The sequence below is a fragment of the Azospirillum sp. ST 5-10 genome, assembly GCF_051225715.1.
Classification (GTDB): domain Bacteria; phylum Pseudomonadota; class Alphaproteobacteria; order Azospirillales; family Azospirillaceae; genus Azospirillum.
In genome coordinates this window covers 95551-111462 of record NZ_JBPJSP010000006.1, presented here as the reverse complement: position 1 = coordinate 111462, position 15912 = coordinate 95551, and the positions used below count along the sequence as shown (strand labels likewise).

Annotated in this window: 15 protein-coding genes; 14 read left to right on the top strand and 1 reads right to left on the bottom strand. The window is 73.1% G+C overall.

Features of this window, described 5'->3' with window-relative positions; genetic code table 11:
• Positions 1 to 35: 35 nt before the first annotated feature.
• The 11 genes from ACSBPG_RS09415 (at position 36) to ACSBPG_RS09365 (ending at position 12316) form a co-directional block, all read left to right on the top strand.
• A complete protein-coding gene (locus ACSBPG_RS09415; RefSeq protein ID WP_435536891.1) occupies positions 36 to 1865 on the top strand; it encodes an AMP-binding protein in 1830 nt (609 codons plus the stop codon).
• 28 nt (positions 1866 to 1893) lie between these two features.
• A complete protein-coding gene (locus ACSBPG_RS09410) occupies positions 1894 to 3036 on the top strand; it encodes an ABC transporter substrate-binding protein (protein ID WP_435536890.1) in 1143 nt (380 codons plus the stop codon).
• A 12-nt stretch (positions 3037 to 3048) separates the two neighbouring features.
• The gene (locus ACSBPG_RS09405; RefSeq protein ID WP_435536889.1) at positions 3049 to 3921 is read left to right on the top strand and encodes a branched-chain amino acid ABC transporter permease; all 873 of its coding nucleotides are present in this window, start codon (positions 3049 to 3051) and stop codon (positions 3919 to 3921) included.
• A gap of 2 nt (positions 3922 to 3923) precedes the next feature.
• A complete protein-coding gene (locus ACSBPG_RS09400; protein ID WP_435536888.1) occupies positions 3924 to 4865 on the top strand; it encodes a branched-chain amino acid ABC transporter permease in 942 nt (313 codons plus the stop codon).
• On the top strand, positions 4862 to 5656 hold the full coding sequence (locus ACSBPG_RS09395; RefSeq protein WP_435536887.1) for an ABC transporter ATP-binding protein: 795 nt from the start codon (positions 4862 to 4864) through the stop codon (positions 5654 to 5656). The genes ACSBPG_RS09400 and ACSBPG_RS09395 overlap by 4 nt, the downstream gene beginning before the upstream one ends.
• Complete coding sequence (locus tag ACSBPG_RS09390) at positions 5643 to 6344, top strand: ABC transporter ATP-binding protein (protein ID WP_435536886.1); 702 nt, start codon at positions 5643 to 5645, stop codon at positions 6342 to 6344. The genes ACSBPG_RS09395 and ACSBPG_RS09390 overlap by 14 nt, the downstream gene beginning before the upstream one ends.
• A 37-nt stretch (positions 6345 to 6381) precedes the next feature.
• Positions 6382 to 7209 (top strand): SDR family NAD(P)-dependent oxidoreductase, encoded by an 828-nt coding sequence (locus ACSBPG_RS09385; protein WP_435536885.1) that lies wholly within the window; start codon positions 6382 to 6384, stop codon positions 7207 to 7209.
• A gap of 109 nt (positions 7210 to 7318) precedes the next feature.
• Positions 7319 to 8590 (top strand): amidohydrolase family protein, encoded by a 1272-nt coding sequence (locus tag ACSBPG_RS09380; protein WP_435536884.1) that lies wholly within the window; start codon positions 7319 to 7321, stop codon positions 8588 to 8590.
• A gap of 97 nt (positions 8591 to 8687) precedes the next feature.
• Complete coding sequence (locus ACSBPG_RS09375; RefSeq protein WP_435536883.1) at positions 8688 to 9311, top strand: FecR family protein; 624 nt, start codon at positions 8688 to 8690, stop codon at positions 9309 to 9311.
• A 12-nt stretch (positions 9312 to 9323) separates the two neighbouring features.
• Positions 9324 to 11294: a CHASE2 domain-containing protein gene (locus ACSBPG_RS09370; protein WP_435536882.1), complete on the top strand. Its 1971-nt coding sequence runs from the start codon at positions 9324 to 9326 to the stop codon at positions 11292 to 11294.
• A gap of 176 nt (positions 11295 to 11470) precedes the next feature.
• On the top strand, positions 11471 to 12316 hold the full coding sequence (locus ACSBPG_RS09365) for an MlaA family lipoprotein (RefSeq protein WP_435536881.1): 846 nt from the start codon (positions 11471 to 11473) through the stop codon (positions 12314 to 12316).
• Positions 12317 to 12335: 19 nt separating this feature from the next.
• Here ACSBPG_RS09365 and ACSBPG_RS09360 read toward each other — a convergent pair whose 3' ends face one another.
• Positions 12336 to 12908 (bottom strand): TetR/AcrR family transcriptional regulator, encoded by a 573-nt coding sequence (locus ACSBPG_RS09360; RefSeq protein WP_435536880.1) that lies wholly within the window; start codon positions 12906 to 12908, stop codon positions 12336 to 12338.
• Positions 12909 to 13006: 98 nt separating this feature from the next.
• On the opposite strand from ACSBPG_RS09360, the gene ACSBPG_RS09355 reads away from it, so the two are divergent.
• The 3 genes from ACSBPG_RS09355 to ACSBPG_RS09345 all read left to right on the top strand — a co-directional run bounded on the left by ACSBPG_RS09355 (position 13007) and on the right by ACSBPG_RS09345 (position 15871).
• On the top strand, positions 13007 to 13846 hold the full coding sequence (locus tag ACSBPG_RS09355; RefSeq protein ID WP_435536879.1) for a MipA/OmpV family protein: 840 nt from the start codon (positions 13007 to 13009) through the stop codon (positions 13844 to 13846).
• A 379-nt stretch (positions 13847 to 14225) separates the two neighbouring features.
• Positions 14226 to 14852, top strand: coding sequence for a type B chloramphenicol O-acetyltransferase (catB, locus tag ACSBPG_RS09350; RefSeq protein WP_435536878.1), 627 nt, complete (start codon positions 14226 to 14228; stop codon positions 14850 to 14852).
• A gap of 221 nt (positions 14853 to 15073) precedes the next feature.
• On the top strand, positions 15074 to 15871 hold the full coding sequence (locus ACSBPG_RS09345) for a phytanoyl-CoA dioxygenase family protein (RefSeq protein ID WP_435536877.1): 798 nt from the start codon (positions 15074 to 15076) through the stop codon (positions 15869 to 15871).
• The last annotated feature ends 41 nt before the right edge of the window (positions 15872 to 15912 follow it).

Below are 15912 nucleotides of genomic sequence, written 5' to 3'. Positions count from 1 at the left end.
ACGCGGTCCGATCCACGGGACACGGGAGGAAGACGGTGCAGGAAGGATTCCGCCTGCGCGGCGCCGAGGACGTCGCCGCCATCGAGGCCCTCGGCATGGACGCGTTCCTGCCGGAGCCGACGCCCTTCGCCCTGCTGCGCGCCGCCGCGACGGCCCGACCGGACGCCACCGCCCTCCTCCACCTGCGGCGCATCGGCGCGCCGGAGGAGGACGAGCGGATCACCTTCGACGCCCTGTACCGGTCGGTGTGCCGGGCCGCCAACCTGTTCCGCCGCCTCGGCGTCGGCCCCGACGAATCGGTGGCGCTGCTCATGCCGCACGTCCCGGCCGGCCAGGTCGCCCTGTGGGGCGCCGAGGCGGCGGCCCGCGCCTGCCCCGTGAACCCCATGCTGCGCCCCGACCATCTGCGCGGCATCCTGCGGGCGGCGCGGGCGAGCGTGGCGGTGGTCTGCGGCCCCAACCCGGACGTCGACATCTGGGACCGCGCCGTGCCGGCGATCCGCGAGGCCGGCTGCGTGCGCCACATCCTCGACGCCGGCGCCGAGGCCGACGCCCCCGGCTCCGACGGGCGGTTCGAGGACCTGCTGGCCGCCGAGTCCGACCGCTTCGACGACGCCCCGCCGCCCGACCGGCTGGCCGCCTTCTTCCACACCGGCGGCACCACCGGCGCGCCCAAGCTGGCCCGGCACAGCCACCGCAACCAGGCCTTCGTCGCCCGCGGCGTCGCGGCGATGGGCGACCTCGGGCCGGCCGACGTGGTGGTCAACGGCTTCCCCCTGTTCCACGTCGCCGGCAGCTTCGTCTACGGGCTCGCCGCCATCGCCGCCGGCGCGGCCACGCTGATCCCGACCCGGCTGGGCATGCGCAACCGCGCCTTCGTCTCCACCCTGTGGCGGCAGGTGGAGCGCCATCGCGTCACCTGCCTCGGCGCGGTGCCGACCTTCATCGCCGCCTGCAACGCGGTGCCGGTGGACGCCGACATCGCCTCGCTGCGGCTCACCCTGACCGGCGGCTCGCCGCTGCCGGCCGAGCTGGCCGACGCCTTCGAGCGCCACACCGGCGCGCCGGTGCGCAACGTCCTCGGCATGACGGAGTGCGCCGGCGTCGTCACCGTCGAGCCGTTCCACGGCCCGCGCACCCCCGGCTCGACCGGCGTGCGCCTGCCCTTCACCGAGGTGCGCGCCTTCCGCCCCGGGGCCGGCGGGGCCGACCTGTCGGCGCCCCTGGCGCCGGGGGAGACGGGGATCATCGCCCTGCGCGGCCCCAACGTCGGCCCCGGCTACAGCGACGTGTCACGCAATCCCGGCACGTTCGAACCGGGCGGCTGGCTGGTCAGCGGCGACCTCGGTCACGTCGACGCCGAGGGGCGCGTCCACGTCACCGGGCGCGCCAAGGACGTGATCATCCGCGGCGCCCACAACATCGACCCGGCGGTGATCGAGGACGCGCTGCTGCGCCATCCCGACGTTCTGGTCGCCGCCGCGGTCGGCCAGCCCGACGCCTACGCCGGCGAGCTTCCGGTGGCCTACGTCACCGTGCGCGAGGGAAGCCGTGTCGGCGGCGGCGACCTCGCCCGCTTCGTCGAGCCGCTGGTGGCCGAACCGGCGGCGCGGCCGCGCCACGTCACGGTTCTGGACGCGCTGCCGCTCACCCCGGTCGGCAAGATCTTCAAGCCGGCGCTGCGCGTCCTCGCCGCCCGGCGCGGCGTCGAGGACGCGCTGCGCACGGCCGGGATCGATCCCGCCGCCTGCGCGCTGGAGGTGTCGGATTCCGGCGCCACCGTCCGCGTCGCCGCCGCCGACGCGGAGCGGGCGCGGCGCGCCCTGCTCGGCATGCCCATCCCCTACACCATCAGCGCCGCGTGAAGACGGCGAAACCGCAAGGAGGGAACACATGAAGAGGACCATTCTGGCCGCCGCCGGCCTGTCCGCCCTGGTGGCCGCCACGGCGCCGGCGCGGGCCGAGATCCGGCTGGGCGCGGTGCTGTCCGTCACCGGGCCGGCCGCCTTCCTCGGCGAGCCGGAGAAGCGCACGCTCGAGCTCTACGTCGACGCCATCAACGCCGCCGGCGGCGTCGACGGCGAGAGCATCGCGCTGACCGTCTACGACGACGGGGCCGACGCCAACAAGGCGCGCCTCTTCGCCCAGCGCCTGATCGAGGACGACGGGGTCGTGGCGATCGTCGGCGCCACCCTGACCGGCCCGTCGCTGGCCGTCGGCGCCGTCGGCACCGAGGCCAAGGTGCCGGTGATGGCGCTGGGCGGCGGCGTGCAGATCGCCGAGCCGCTCAAGCCCTGGGTCTTCAAGATCGGCCACACCGACCGCATGCAGTGCCAGAAGATCTTCGAGACCCTGAAGGCGCGCGGCCTGACGCGGATCGCCCTGATCTCCGGCACCGACAGCTACGGCAACTCGATGCGCGGCGAATGCCTCGCCAAGGCGCAGGACTACGGCGTCGCCATCGCCGTCGACGAGCGCCACGGGCCGCAGGACAGCGACATGACGCCCCAGCTCACCAAGGTGCGCGGGGCCGACGGGGTGCAGGCGGTGGTGCACACCGGCTTCGGCGAGACCGCGAGCGTCCTCGCCCGCAACTACCGCCAGCTCGGCATCGCCCTGCCGCTGTACGAGAGCGCCGGCGTCGCCTCGCCCGGCTACATCGCCCTCACCGGCCCGGCGACGGAAGGCGTGAAGCTGCCGGCACCGGCGGTGCTGGTGGCCGACCAGCTCCCGCCGGACGACCCGCAGCACAAGGTGGTCACCCGCTACGCCGCGGAATACAAGGCAAAGTACGGCGAGCCGGCGGGGATGTTCGGCGGCTTCGCCTACGACGCCCTGAACCTCCTGATGACGGCGTGGCGGAAGGCCGGGACGACGGATCCGGCGAAGACCCGCGACGCGCTGGAGACGCTGGGGCCGCAGGTCGGCGTCACCGGCACCTTCATCATGACCGCCGAGGATCACCTGGGCCTCGATCTCTCGGCCTTCCGGATGGTCGAGGTGAAGAACGGCTCCTTCGTCATCCTCGAGGATTGAGGGCGGGCGGCGATGGCCGAGTTCCTGCAGTTCGGCTTCTCGGGCGTCACGGTCGGCTCGGTCTACGCCCTCGTGGCCCTGGGATTCACCCTGATCTACAACGCGTCGGACGTCGTGAACTTCGCCCAGGGCGAGTTCCTGATGATCGGCGGCATGACCTCGGCGGTGCTGTTCGCCGCCGGGGTGCCGCTGCCGCTGGCCGCGGTCACCGCCGTCGCGGCGGCGGCGGCGGCCGGGTTCCTGCTGGAGCGCCTGGCGATCGCGCCGGTGCGCGACGCGCCGCCGGCGACGCTGATCATCATCACCATCGGCGCCTCGCTGCTGCTGCGCGGCATCGCCCAGATCGTCTTCGGCAAGCAGATCCACCGCCTGCCGTCCTTCACCGGCGACGCCGCCATCGCCGTCGGCGGCGCCATGCTGCCGGTGCAGAGCCTGTGGGTGCTCCTCGGCGCCGGCGTGATGTTCGTGGCGCTGCGCGCGCTGCTCGGCGGCACGCTGGTCGGCTTCGCGGTGCGCGCCACGGCGGCCAACCGGCTGGCGGCGCGCCTCGTCGGCATCGAGGTGCCGCGCATCTTCGCGCTGGCCTTCGTCGTCTCGGCGGTGATCGGCGCCGTCGGCGGCATCCTGGTCACGCCGATCACGCTGACCCGCTACGACATCGGCACCCTGCTGGCGCTCAAGGGCTTCGCCGCGGCGATGCTGGGCGGCATGGGCAACCCGCTGGGGGCGGTGGTCGGCGGCCTCTCCATCGGCCTCCTGGAATCGTTCGGGGCGGGCTACGTCAGCTCCACCTACAAGGACGCGGTCGCCTTCGTCGCCATGCTCGGCGTGCTGATGTTCCTGCCCGGCGGCCTGCTGGGCGCCTCCAAGCTCGAGAGGGTCTAGCCATGCGGCGCCTGCTGATGTCCAGCCACGGCGGCCTTCTCGTGCTGGTCGGACTGATCGTCCTCGTGCCGCTGCTGTCCGGCAGCGGCTTCCACCTGCGGCTCGCCGCGCTGGTGTGGGTCTACGGCCTGGCGGCGGTGGGGCTGAACGTGCTGATGGGCGAGGCCGGGCAGGTCAGCCTGGGGCACGCCGCCTTCATGGGGATCGGCAGCTACACCGTCGCCATCGGCCCGGCCCACCTCGGCCTCGACCCGCTGGCGTGCGCAGCCCTGGCGACGGCGCTGTCCTGCCTGGTCGCCTTCGCCATCGGCCGCCCGGTGCTGCGGCTGAAGGGCCATTACCTGTCGCTCGGCACGCTCGGCTTCGGCTACCTGGTGGCGCTCGTCATCGTCAGCGAGCCGGCGCTGACCGGCGGTCCCGACGGCATGCCGGTGCCGCGCGTCGTCCTGTTCGGCACGCGGCTGGCCGGGGCCAGCGTGTGGTACTGGATCACCGCCGCCTTCCTGCTGGCCGGCACGCTGCTGGCGCTCAACCTCAAGGCCAGCCCGAGCGGACGCGCCTTCCGCGCGCTGCACGACAGCGAGGTGGCGGCCGGCGTGCTGGGCATCGACGTGGCCGGCCGGAAGCTGGCCGCCTTCGTCATCGCCGCCGGCTACGCCTCGCTGGCGGGGTCGCTGCTGGCGCTGATGAACGGTTTCGCGGCGCCGGCGACGGCCGGCTTCCTGCAGTCGGTCGAGCTGGTGACGATGGTCGTCGTCGGCGGCATCGGCTCGGTGTTCGGCGCCATCGTCGGCGCCGCCTTCATGGTCCTGCTGCCGCAGGTGCTGACGGTGTTCGAGGACTACGAGACCGGGCTGATCGGCCTCACCATCATCCTCTTCATGATCTTCATGCGCCACGGCATCGTGCCCGGCCTGCGCCGCGCGCTGGAGCCGGCGCGATGACGGCGGTGCTGAGAGCCGACAACGTCGGCATCCGCTTCGGCGGCGTGCAGGCGCTGGCCGACGTGAGCTTCACCGTCGCGGCGGGCGAGATCTTCGCCATCATCGGTCCCAACGGGGCGGGCAAGACCACGCTGTTCAACATCGTCTCCGGGCTCTACCGGCCGGGGTCCGGGCGGATCGAGCTGCTGGGCGGCGACGTGACCGGGCTGGCGCCGCACCGGCTGGCCCGCCGCGGCCTGTCGCGCAGCTTCCAGAACCTGCAGATCTTCTTCCGCATGACGGTGGCCGAGAACGTGATGGTCGGCCGCAACCGCGCCGAACGCACCTCGCTGCTGGCCGACCTGCTCGGCCTGCCGTCGGTGCGCCGCCAGAACGCGGCGACGCGGCGCGACGCGCTCGACCTGCTCGACCGGGTCGGGCTGGCGCACCGGGCCGACGAGAGCGCCGCCGCCCTCGCCTACGGCGAGCTGAAGCGGCTGGAGATCGCCCGCGCGCTGGCGGCCGAACCGCGCCTGCTGCTGCTCGACGAGCCCGCCGCCGGCTGCAACGCCACCGAGACGGCGGAGATCGAGGCGCTGGTCCGCGCCATCGCCGGGCCCGACCTGACCGTCGTCCTGATCGAGCACGACATGCGCCTGGTGATGACCCTGTCCGACCGCATCCTGGTGCTCAACCGGGGCACGGTCCTGGCGTCCGGCACCCCGGCCGAGGTGCGCAACGATCCCCGGGTGATCGAGGCCTATCTCGGCCGCCACGGCACGAAGGAGGCGGGCGTCCATGCTGCGGGTTGAGGGGCTGCGGAGCGCCTACGGCCGGGTCGAGGTGCTCAAGGGCGTCGACCTCGCCGTCGCGGCCGGCGAGGTGGTGGCGCTGGTCGGCTCGAACGGGGCGGGCAAGACCACCCTGCTGCGGGCGATCTCCGGCGTGCAGCCGATCACCGCCGGCCGCATCCGCTACGACGGCGAGGCGATCGAGCGGCTGCGGGCGTCGCAGCGCGTCGCCCGCGGCATCGCCCAGTCGCCCGAGGGGCGGCAGGTCTTCGGGCCGCTGACGGTCGAGCAGAACCTGCGCCTCGGCGCCTACGCCCGCCGCGACCGCGGCGTGCGCGGCGACATGGAGCGCGTCTACGCGCTGTTCCCGGCGCTGGCGGAACGCCGCGGCACGGCGGCCGGGGCGCTGTCGGGCGGGCAGCAGCAGATGCTGGCCATCGGCCGCGCCCTGATGGCGCGGCCGCGGCTCCTGCTGCTCGACGAGCCGTCGCTCGGCCTGTCGCCGCTGCTCGTCGACCAGGTGTTCGACGCCATCGCCGCCCTCCGGGCGGACGGGGTGACCATGCTGCTGGTGGAGCAGAACGCCGCGGCGGCGCTGGCGGTCTCCGACCGCGGCTATCTGCTGCGCACCGGCGAGATCGTCCAGTCCGGCGCGGCCGCCGCCCTGCTCGACGATCCGGCGGTGCAGCGGGCGTATCTCGGCATGTGAGGCGGCGTCCGTCCGACGCGAACGGGGGAGGAACGACGTGGGAAAGCTCGACGGAAAGGTGGCCCTGGTCAGCGGCTCCGGCCGGGGAATCGGCCGCGCCATCGCGCTGAAGCTGGCGTCCGAGGGGGCGTGGGTGGTCGTCAACGACCTCGACGAGGCACCGGCGGCGGAGACCGTGGCCGCGGTGCGGGCGGCCGGCACGCAGGCGCTCGCCGTGGTCGGCGACGTCGTCGCCGCCGACTTCGGCGCGCGCTTCGTCGGCGCCGCCCTCGACCGCTGGGGCCGCATCGACATCATCGTCAACAACGCCGGCTACGCCTGGGACGCCGTCGTGCAGAAGGTCGAGGACGAGCAATGGCAGGCCATGCTCGACGTCCACGCCGCCGCGCCGTTCCGCATCCTGCGCGCCGCCGCCGGCTACATCCGCGCCGCCGCGAAGGCCGAGGCGGAGGCCGGGCGGGTGGTGTCGCGCAAGGTGGTCAACGTCTCCTCGATCGCCGGCCTGTCCGGCAACCCCGGGCAGATCGCCTACGCCGCCGGCAAGGCGGCGGTGGTCGGCATGACCAGGACCCTGGCCAAGGAGTGGGGACGCTACAACGTCTGCGTCAACTGCGTCGCCTTCGGCTGGATCAGGACCCGCATGACCGAGCCGGTCGGCTCCGGCGGCGGGACGGCGGTGATCGCCGGCAGGTCGGTGCCGATGGGCCTTCCCCCGGAGACGATCGCCCGCATGGAGGGGCTGATCCCGCTCGGCCGCGGCGGCACGCCGGAGGAGGCGGCCGGCGCGGTCTATCTGCTGTGCCTGCCGGAGGCGGACTACATCAGCGGCGAGGTGCTGGTGGCGGGGGGCGGGTTCCGCGGCTGAGCGCGGGAGCGGCGCCGACCGTCCCGGGGCCGCCCGCTTTCGGCTTGGCAACGGGCCCCGGTCGCCGCCATCCTGTCCGCCTCGCCACGGCGCTGCGACGGGTGTCCCCATGGCCTTCGATCTCCTGCTCCGCGGCGCCCGCCTCGACAGCGCCGGTGGTTCCGGCCCCGGTGCCTCGGGCCCCGGTGCCTCGGGCCTCGTCGACATCGGCATCCGCGGCGGACGCATCGCCGCGGTGGCGCCGGACCTGCCCGGCGACGGGCCGGTGGAGGAGCTGGGCGGCCGGCTGGCGATGGCGGGGTTCGTCGAGACCCACATCCACCTGGACAAGTCCTGCATCCAGGAGCGCTGCGCCTGCCGCGAGGGCACGCTGGCCGAGGCCATCCGCGAGGTCGCCGCCGCCAAGCGCGCCTTCACCGAGGAGGACGTGGCAGCGCGCGGCGCCCGCACCCTGGAGCGGGCGATCGTCCAGGGGACGACGCGCATGCGCACCCACGTCGAGGTCGACCCGCGCGTCGGCCTGCGCGCCTTCCGCGCCGTGCGCGGGCTGAAGCGCGCCTACGCCTGGGCGGTCGACCTGCAGGTCTGCGTCTTCCCGCAGGAGGGGCTGACCAACGATCCCGGCTGCGAGGAGCTGCTGGAGGCGGCCTGCGCCGAGGGCGCCGACGCGATCGGCGGCTGCCCCTACACCGACAGCGACCCGCACGGGCAGATCGCCCGCGTCTTCGCGCTGGCCCGGCGCTTCGACCTCGACGTCGATCTCCATCTCGACTTCGACACCGATCCGAGCTGGATGCACCTGGACGAGGTGTGCCGGCAGACCGCGGCCCACGGCTGGGGCGGGCGCGTCGCCGTCGGCCACGTCACCAAGCTGTCGGCGGTGCCGCCGGCGCGGCTGGCCGCCGTCGCCCGCCGGCTGGCCGACTGCGGGGTCGCGGTCACCGCCCTGCCGGCGACCGACCTGTTCCTGATGGGGCGCGGGCACGACCACGCGGTGCCGCGGGGGGTGACGCCGGTGCACCGGCTGGCCGCCGCGGGGGTGACCTGCTCGCTCGCCACCAACAACGTGCTCAACCCCTTCACCCCGTTCGGCGACGCCTCGCTGGTCCGCATGGCCAACCTCTACGCCAACGTCGCCCAGGTCGGCCGGCCCGACGACCTCGCCGCCTGCTACGCCCTGGTCACCCGCGACGCGGCGCGGCTGATGAACCTGGCGGACTACGGCATCGCCCCCGGCGCCCCGGCCGACGTCGTGGTGCTGGACGCGCCGGACCCGGCGGCCGCCGTCGCCACCCTGGCGCAGCCGCTCTTCGGCCTCAAGGCCGGACGGCGGAGCTTCACCCGCGCCCGGCCCGTGCTGCACCACCCGGCGGGCGCCTGACCGCCCCGCTCGCGCTCTTTCGGGTGGGCGTCGCGAAAACTGTTGTGTACCGCCGATTGCGGCCCGACCATCCGCGGCGTGCGATCCGGAGGCGACCATGGTGCGCTCACGCCGTCTGGCCTTCCTTCCCGTCCTGTGGCTGCTGCTCGCCGGCGCCGCCGCGGCGCAGCCGGTCGGCGAGGTGGTGACGCTGATCGGCCAGGCCGAGCGGGTGCGCGGCGGCGCGGCGGAGCCGGTCGTCCGCGGCATGGCGGTGGAGCCCGGCGACGTGCTGAACACCGGCCCGGCGGGGCGGCTGCGCATCCGCTTCGTCGACGGCAGCACCGGCGTTCTCGGCGTCGAGTCGACGCTGACGGTCGCCCGCTTCGCGCAGCCCGGCGGCGCCGGCACGCGCGACGCGGCCCTCGAGCTCGGCCGGGGCATCCTGCGCAGCATCGCCGAGACGGTGCGGCCCGGCCAGCGCTTCGACGTGCGCACGCCGACCGCCGTCGCCTCCGTGCGGTCCACCGAATGGATCGTCGTGATCACGCCCGAGGGCACCGGCGTGCTGGCCCTGGACGGCCGCGTCGCCGTCCGCGGCACCGCCGCCGGCGCCGCCCGCCCAGTGGTGCTCGAGCCCGGCGAGGGGACCGACGTCGCCCCCGGCCGGCCGCCCACGCCGCCGGCGCGCTGGAGCCCGGCGCGGGTCGGCGGGGTGACGGACGCCACCGCCCTGCCCTGAGGCGCCGCGGCCATGCGCGCCGGCCTCGCCGTCACCCTCCTCCTCGTCGTGCTGCAGGTCGTGGCCGGCGACGCCGGGCCGCTGGCGCGGCTGGAGGCGCTGACCCTCGACGCGCGCTTCCATCTGCGCGGCGCGCAGCCCGTCAGCGGCGAGGTGGTCGTGCTGATGGCCGACGACGCGGCGGTCGAGGCCGCCGGGCGCTGGCCCTGGCCGCGCCGGCGCCTGGCCGAGCTGGTGGACCGGCTGCGCCTGGCGGGCGCCGGGCCGATCGTCCTCGACCTGCTGTTCGTCGAGCCCGACCCCGATCCCGGCGGCGACGCCGCGCTCGCCGCGGCGATGGCACGCTCGGGCGCCGTCGTGCTGCCGATCTACGTCGACACCGGCGCCGGCTTGGGGGCCGGCACGGAGGGCGGCACCGGGGGCGCCGCCGCGGACGGCACCGACCCGGACAGCCTCGCCGCGGTGCGCGCCTCGGCCTTCCCCGACGTCGATCTCGGCCGGGAGCAACTGGCCGCCCTGCCCGGCGCCGCGCGGGTCGTCGTGCCCGTCCCCAGGCTGGCGCGGGCCGCCGCCGCGGTCGGCCACGCCAACCTGTTCCCCGACGCCGACGGCCAGGCGCGGCACGAGGCGCTGGCCGTGCGCGGCGGCGACGCCGTGTACCCGGCCCTCAGCCTCGTCACCGCCCGCCTGCGCCTGGGCATCCCGCACGACGCGATGCGGCTGGTGCCCGGGCTCGGCGTCGACCTCGGCGGGCAGCCGGTGGCGACCGACGGCGCGCTGCGCCTGCCGGTGAACCATCTCGGCCCCGCCGGCACGGTCGAGACGATCAGCCTGGCGGACCTCTGGCAGGGGGCGGTCGTGCCGGAACGGCTGCGCGGCCGCACCGTCCTGGTCGGCGCCGCCGTCACCGGCCTGGCCGACCGCCTCGCCAGCCCCTTCGGCGAGGCCCTGTGGGGTGTGGAGCGGCACGCCGCGGTGGTGGAGAGCCTGCTGACCAACCGCCTGCTGCGCCGCGACGCGGTGACCAGGCTGGCCGACCTCGGCGTCACCGCGCTCGCCGGCGCCGCGGCGGGCGCGCTGGCACTGCTGCCGCCGGCGGCGGCGCTGACGGCGCTGGGCGCCCTGGCTTTCGCGGTCGCCGCCGCCGTCCATCTGGCGTTCGTCGCCGGGGGCCTGATCCTGACCGCGACCTTCCCGCTCGCCGCGGTGGTGGTGGGCGGTGCGGCGGTGCTCAGCGGCACCCTCATCCGCACCCGGCGCGAGCAGCGCCGCATCCGCGACGCCTTCGCCCAGTACCTGCATCCCGCGCTGGTCGAGCGCCTGGCCCGCCACCCCGGGGAGCTGCGCCTGGGCGGCGAACTGCGCACGTTGACGGTGCTGTTCGCCGACGTCCGCGGCTTCACCGGCCTGTCGGAACGGCTGGCGCCCGAGGCGCTGGTCGGGCTGATGGGGGACTATCTGGAGGCCATGGCCGCCGAGGTGCTGCGCCACGGCGGCTACGTCGACAAGTACATGGGCGACGGGATCATGGCCATCTTCGGCGCCCCCGTCGCCGGCCCGCAGCCCGAGCTGGACGCCTGCCGCTGCGCGCTGGCCATGCAGCGCGCCGCCGCCGCCGGACGGGAGCGCTGGCGGCGCTGGGGGGTGGAGGAACTGCGCATCGGCGTCGGCATCCACACCGGGCCGATGGTGATCGGCAACGTCGGCGGCGCCGGGCGCCTGAACTACACCGTGGTCGGCGACAGCGTGAACATCGGCGCGCGGCTGGAGGCGGCGACCAAGAGCCTCGGCGTGGCCGTCGTCATCAGCGACGACACGCACCGCCGAGTCGGCGACCGGCTGCCCGCCCGGCCGCTCGGCGCGATCGCGCTGGCCGGCCGCACCGCCGCCGTCGAGGCCTGGGAGCTGGTGGTCGAGGCGGACGCGCTCGCCGGGGACGCTCCCCGGCAGCCCGCGGCGCGGCGGCGCAGCGGGACCGCCTGACGGCGCCGGCGCGACGCCGTCCCGTGCCGTCCCTCGCCCGCCCCGCTGCGCACGGACGCGTCGGCGCAAACGACGCCACCGTCTTTGCACGGCCCGATAAGATACATTGAAGGATCTTGACGAGCACGGAAAGCGCGATAGGATGCGCAAATGGATCTTATATCGGGGGCTTTCCAATGCCATCACGAATCTCGAACGGCACCCTCCCGACGCCAAGCCCCTTGCCGGCGGCCGGCGGCCCCGGTCGCGGCGCCGCGGCCGTCTTCCTGCTGGCGCTGCTGGGCTGCGCGCAGGTCCCGGCCGATCCGCAGGCGCGCGCCGCGTACGAGGAGGCGAACGACCCCGCCGAACCCGCCAACCGGGTGATCTTCGCCGGCAACCAGTGGGTCGACCGCAACGCCCTGCAGCCGGTCGCCCGGGCCTACCAGGAGCATGTGCCGGACGGCGTCCGCGACCGTCTGGGCAACTTCGGCCGCAACCTCGCGGCGCCCGGAGTCCTGGTGAACGACGTGCTGCAGGCGAACTTCGACCGCGCCTGGGTCACCACCCAGCGCTTCGTCGTCAACACCACGGTCGGCGGTGCCGGCCTGTTCGACGTCGCGACCGACTGGGATCTTCCGCACCACGACGCCGATTTCGGACAGACCTTCGGCGTCTGGGGGCTGGGTCCGGGCCCGAGCCTGCAGGTTCCGCTGATGGGGCCGTCGAACGTTCGCGATCTGGCCTGCGAGGTGGCGGGAATGGTCGCCAATCCGCTCGGCTTCGTGCCCGGCGACGCGATCGAGACCGTTCAGATGGTCAACACCGGTGTCGGCACCGTGCACCAGCGCGCCGGCATGCTCGCCATGACCGACGATCTGGAGAAGAACTCCATCGACTATTACGCCGCGTTGCGCAGCGTGCACGCCCAGCGCCGCGCCGCCCTCGTCGAGGAAGGCCGGGCCGGCGGGCCGGCGGGCATCGTGGAGGTCGGTCCCGTGATGCCGCTGCCGGACGCGCCCCCGACGCCGGACGAACCCTGAAAATCGGGACGGTCCCGGCTCAACCGGTCCTGACGAGCGGCAGGAAGATGGCGTCGACCCAGTCCACCCGCAACGCCGGTGGCGGCGGCGAAAACGTCATCAGAACATGACAACGGAACAGATCGCCCAGCACCGTGGTGACCGGAGGAACGAGCTTCCGGGGATCGATCTCGCCACGCTCCACGGCCCTGTTGAAGATCTGCGAAAGCGCCTCCGTATCACCCGCCCGCAACGTGGCTCGCAAATCTTCCGGCGTCGATGACGTCTCCTGAAAATACCCGCTCGAGAACAGGGTGAAGACGGCGGTGATCGCGGTGGCGCGGGCGGAGGCGCGCTCCAGGTACTCCAGCAGCTCGGTGCGAACGTCACCGTGGTCGGCCACGTCGAGCGGGTGTTTCGCCATCTGCCGTCGGATCGCCGCGATCGCGAGCTCGGCCTTCCCGTTCCAGCGCCTGGCGATCACCGGCCGGCTCGTCCCGGCCCGTGCCGCCACGCCCTCCATCGTCAACCCGCCGCCACGCTCCGTCAGCTCCATCCAGGTGGCCTCCAGAAGGGCCTCCTCGAGATCCGTTCCCCGTCGACGTCCCTTCATCGGATCTTCGCTCCAATAAGATACATTAACGCATCTTGACGGCCACGCTGGCGGCTGTTAGGAGATGCGCCAGCGCATCTTACTCGCGGAGTGAAGGAATGACGACCGTCTTTGCGCTGCGGCGGCCGATCGCCGTCGGCGCGTGGCTCACCCTGGCTGCGGCGATTTTCGGCGCTCCGACGACCGCGGCGGCGGGACCGGGCATCGATGTCGAGCCACCGGACGAACTGGATCTCGGCGCGGGCGCGCCCGACCGGGACGACTCGGATCATTGGACGCTCGGGGCGGGCGTCGCGGTGGTCCCGCGGTTCCTGGGGTCCGACGCGTACACGGCGCAACCCGTGCCGCTCATCGACGTGCAGGTCGGACGCTTCTTCGCCAAGACCGGCGAGGGCATCGGCGTCACCGTCATCGAAACCCCGACCTTCACCGCCGGTGCGAGCGTCAACTGGGTGCAGGGCTACGACGGGGACGACGTCCCCGACGGCATCGACGGCGTGGATTCGGCTCTGGGCGCGCGCCTCTTCGCGTCGGCGCGAGTCCGGGGAGCGGTGGCCACGCTCGCCGCCACCCAGGCCGTGACCGACACCGACCGCGGCCTCCTCGTCAACGCCGGTCTCGCGTACCCCATCCACGCGACCGGCCGTCTGACGATCACGCCGATGCTCGGCCTCACCTGGGCAAACCAACGGTACATGCAGGGCTATTTCGGCATCGATCGGTCCGAGGCCGCGGCATCGGGACTCGATCGCTACGACCCAGCGAGCGGCTTCAGGGATGCCTCCTTCCGCGTCGCCGCCAACTACCGCATCACCGACAGCATCAGCGCGGTCGGCGCCATCGGCGTCGCCCGCCTGCTCGGCGACGCCGCGGACAGCCCGCTCGTCGAGCGGCCGACACAGCCGACCGCTCTGTTCGGCCTGACCTACACCTTCTAAGGAGAGTGGTGCAGGCCGGGCGAAGCTTCTTAGGCCCTGTCGGCGCTTGATCCAATCGAGAGCCGCCCTGAGACGGAGCACGCCCATGAAGGAGTTGGCGGTCTTCCCACAGCGGATCGCTATGGCGCGTCACTCCTTCGTCCTGGCCCGGAAGCGCTCGACCCGCATCGCGCCCCTTTTCATTTCCGGGCCGTGTCGATAGAAGCCCACCATCATGAAATCGGCAGATTGTACCACCTCCATCGCGCTTCGCTCGGCCTGACGTCCGACGCTTGAAGCGCATCCGCCGGGCGGGGCGCCGCCAGCCCTGAGCCTGCGCGCGTTCCCGATTGGTACGACCGGCAGCCTTCTTCGCGCTGTCCGATTTCAGGATTCAGTCATGACCAACTTTTTCGAAAGCCCGTTCAAGGGCAAGCTGCTCTCCGAGCAGGTCAGCCACCCCAACATCAGTGTGGGCCGCTATTCCTATTATTCGGGCTATTACCACGGCCACCGCTTCGACGAGTGCGCCCGCTACCTGCTGCCCGATCCCGATGCCGACAAGCTGATCGTGGGCAGCTTCTGTTCCATTGGTTCGGGTGCGGCCTTCATCATGGCCGGCAATCAGGGCCACCGGAACGAATGGGTTTCCACCTTCCCGTTCCACTTCATGCCCGAAGTGCCCGCCTTCGCCGGCGCCGCCAACGGTTATCTGCCTGCCGGCGACACCGTCATCGGCTCGGATGTCTGGGTGGGCTCGGAAGCCATCATCATGCCCGGCATCACCATCGGCCATGGCGCCGTGATCGGCACCCGCGCGCTCGTCACCCGCAATGTCGAGCCGTACACCATCGTTGGCGGCAATCCGGCCAAGCCGATCCGCAAGCGGTTCTCCGAGGAGCATATCGCCATGCTGCTCGACATGGCCTGGTGGGAATGGGGCGACGCGCTGCTCGCCCAGGCCATGCCCCTGATGACGACGGGCGACATCGACGCGCTCTACGCCTTCTGGCAGACCAACCGCTGATCAACGGCCCGCGCGCCAGGGGGCGATGCCCCCGCGCGCGGGTCACCCCCGGGTTGACGGGCCCCAAGGCTTGCCTATAGTGCCGCCCATGTTCATGACGTCCACCAAGTTCGCCGTCTTCCTGACCACCTGATCGGCGCTTCCCCGGAAGCACAGAGCGCAGGCCTCGCCGGCCTCTCCCGCCGCACACGCTGCGGCCATGCGAACTTGTGGATCATCTTATGCCCGCTGCAGCAAAAGCGCTGACCGAAGCGCAGATCGTCTCCTTTGTCACTGATGGCTTCGTCCGCATCGACAACGCCTTCCCGCGCGACGTCGCCGAGCAAGGCCGCGTCTTACTTTGGCGCGCTACCGGCTGCGATCCTCACGACCCCGCCACCTGGACCAAGCCGGTCGTCCGCCTTGGCGGCTGTCACGACAAGCCTTTCCGCGATGCCGCCAACACCCCAACCCTCCACGCCGCCTATGACGCGCTGGTGGGTGAAGGCCGCTGGATCGCGCCGCAAGGGCTCGGCACCTTCCCCATCCGCTTCCCCTCGCCCGAGACGCCGGGGGACGATGGATGGCACATCGACGCCAGCTTTTCGCTGCCCCGGGACGATCCCAACGACTTCCTCTCCTGGCGGGCCAACGTCAAAAGCAGCGGCCGGGCGCTGCTCATGCTGTTCTTGTTTTCAGACGTCCGTCCAGAGGACGCCCCCACCCGAATCCGGGTGGGCTCGCACGCGGCCATTGCACGCCAGCTCCTTCCCCACGGGGAAGCGGGCCTGACCCTTGGCCAATTGGCGGCCGACGACTTCGCTGCTACCGCCGATTGCGAGGAAATCCTGGCCACTGGGCCAGCCGGCACCGTCTATCTCTGCCATCCCTTTCTCGTCCACGCCGCTCAGCCGCATCGCGGCACGCAGCCGCGCTTCATGGCCCAGCCGCCCCTGGTGCCAAAGGGCGAGTTCGATCCCGCCCTGCCCCCGTCCCCGGTGCAGTTCGCGATCCGCAGGGCCTGCGGCCTGCCGTTTTAGTCCAAACGTCTTCAGATAAGGACAGCAGACCCTGGCCCCGA

Bases quoted from the DNA above. Each gene is read 5' to 3' on its own strand.
- ACSBPG_RS09360 (WP_435536880.1), bottom strand. From the start codon at position 12,908: ATGAAGGGACGTCGACGGGGAACGGATCTCGAGGAGGCCCTTCTGGAG.
- ACSBPG_RS09410 (WP_435536890.1), top strand. From the start codon at position 1,894: ATGAAGAGGACCATTCTGGCCGCCGCCGGCCTGTCCGCCCTGGTGGCC.
- ACSBPG_RS09400 (WP_435536888.1), top strand. From the start codon at position 3,924: ATGCGGCGCCTGCTGATGTCCAGCCACGGCGGCCTTCTCGTGCTGGTC.
- ACSBPG_RS09345 (WP_435536877.1), top strand. From the start codon at position 15,074: ATGCCCGCTGCAGCAAAAGCGCTGACCGAAGCGCAGATCGTCTCCTTT.
- catB (WP_435536878.1), top strand. From the start codon at position 14,226: ATGACCAACTTTTTCGAAAGCCCGTTCAAGGGCAAGCTGCTCTCCGAG.
- ACSBPG_RS09375 (WP_435536883.1), top strand. From the start codon at position 8,688: ATGGTGCGCTCACGCCGTCTGGCCTTCCTTCCCGTCCTGTGGCTGCTG.
- ACSBPG_RS09390 (WP_435536886.1), top strand. From the start codon at position 5,643: ATGCTGCGGGTTGAGGGGCTGCGGAGCGCCTACGGCCGGGTCGAGGTG.
- ACSBPG_RS09365 (WP_435536881.1), top strand. From the start codon at position 11,471: ATGCCATCACGAATCTCGAACGGCACCCTCCCGACGCCAAGCCCCTTG.
- ACSBPG_RS09355 (WP_435536879.1), top strand. From the start codon at position 13,007: ATGACGACCGTCTTTGCGCTGCGGCGGCCGATCGCCGTCGGCGCGTGG.
- ACSBPG_RS09395 (WP_435536887.1), top strand. From the start codon at position 4,862: ATGACGGCGGTGCTGAGAGCCGACAACGTCGGCATCCGCTTCGGCGGC.
- ACSBPG_RS09370 (WP_435536882.1), top strand. From the start codon at position 9,324: ATGCGCGCCGGCCTCGCCGTCACCCTCCTCCTCGTCGTGCTGCAGGTC.
- ACSBPG_RS09405 (WP_435536889.1), top strand. From the start codon at position 3,049: ATGGCCGAGTTCCTGCAGTTCGGCTTCTCGGGCGTCACGGTCGGCTCG.
- ACSBPG_RS09380 (WP_435536884.1), top strand. From the start codon at position 7,319: ATGGCCTTCGATCTCCTGCTCCGCGGCGCCCGCCTCGACAGCGCCGGT.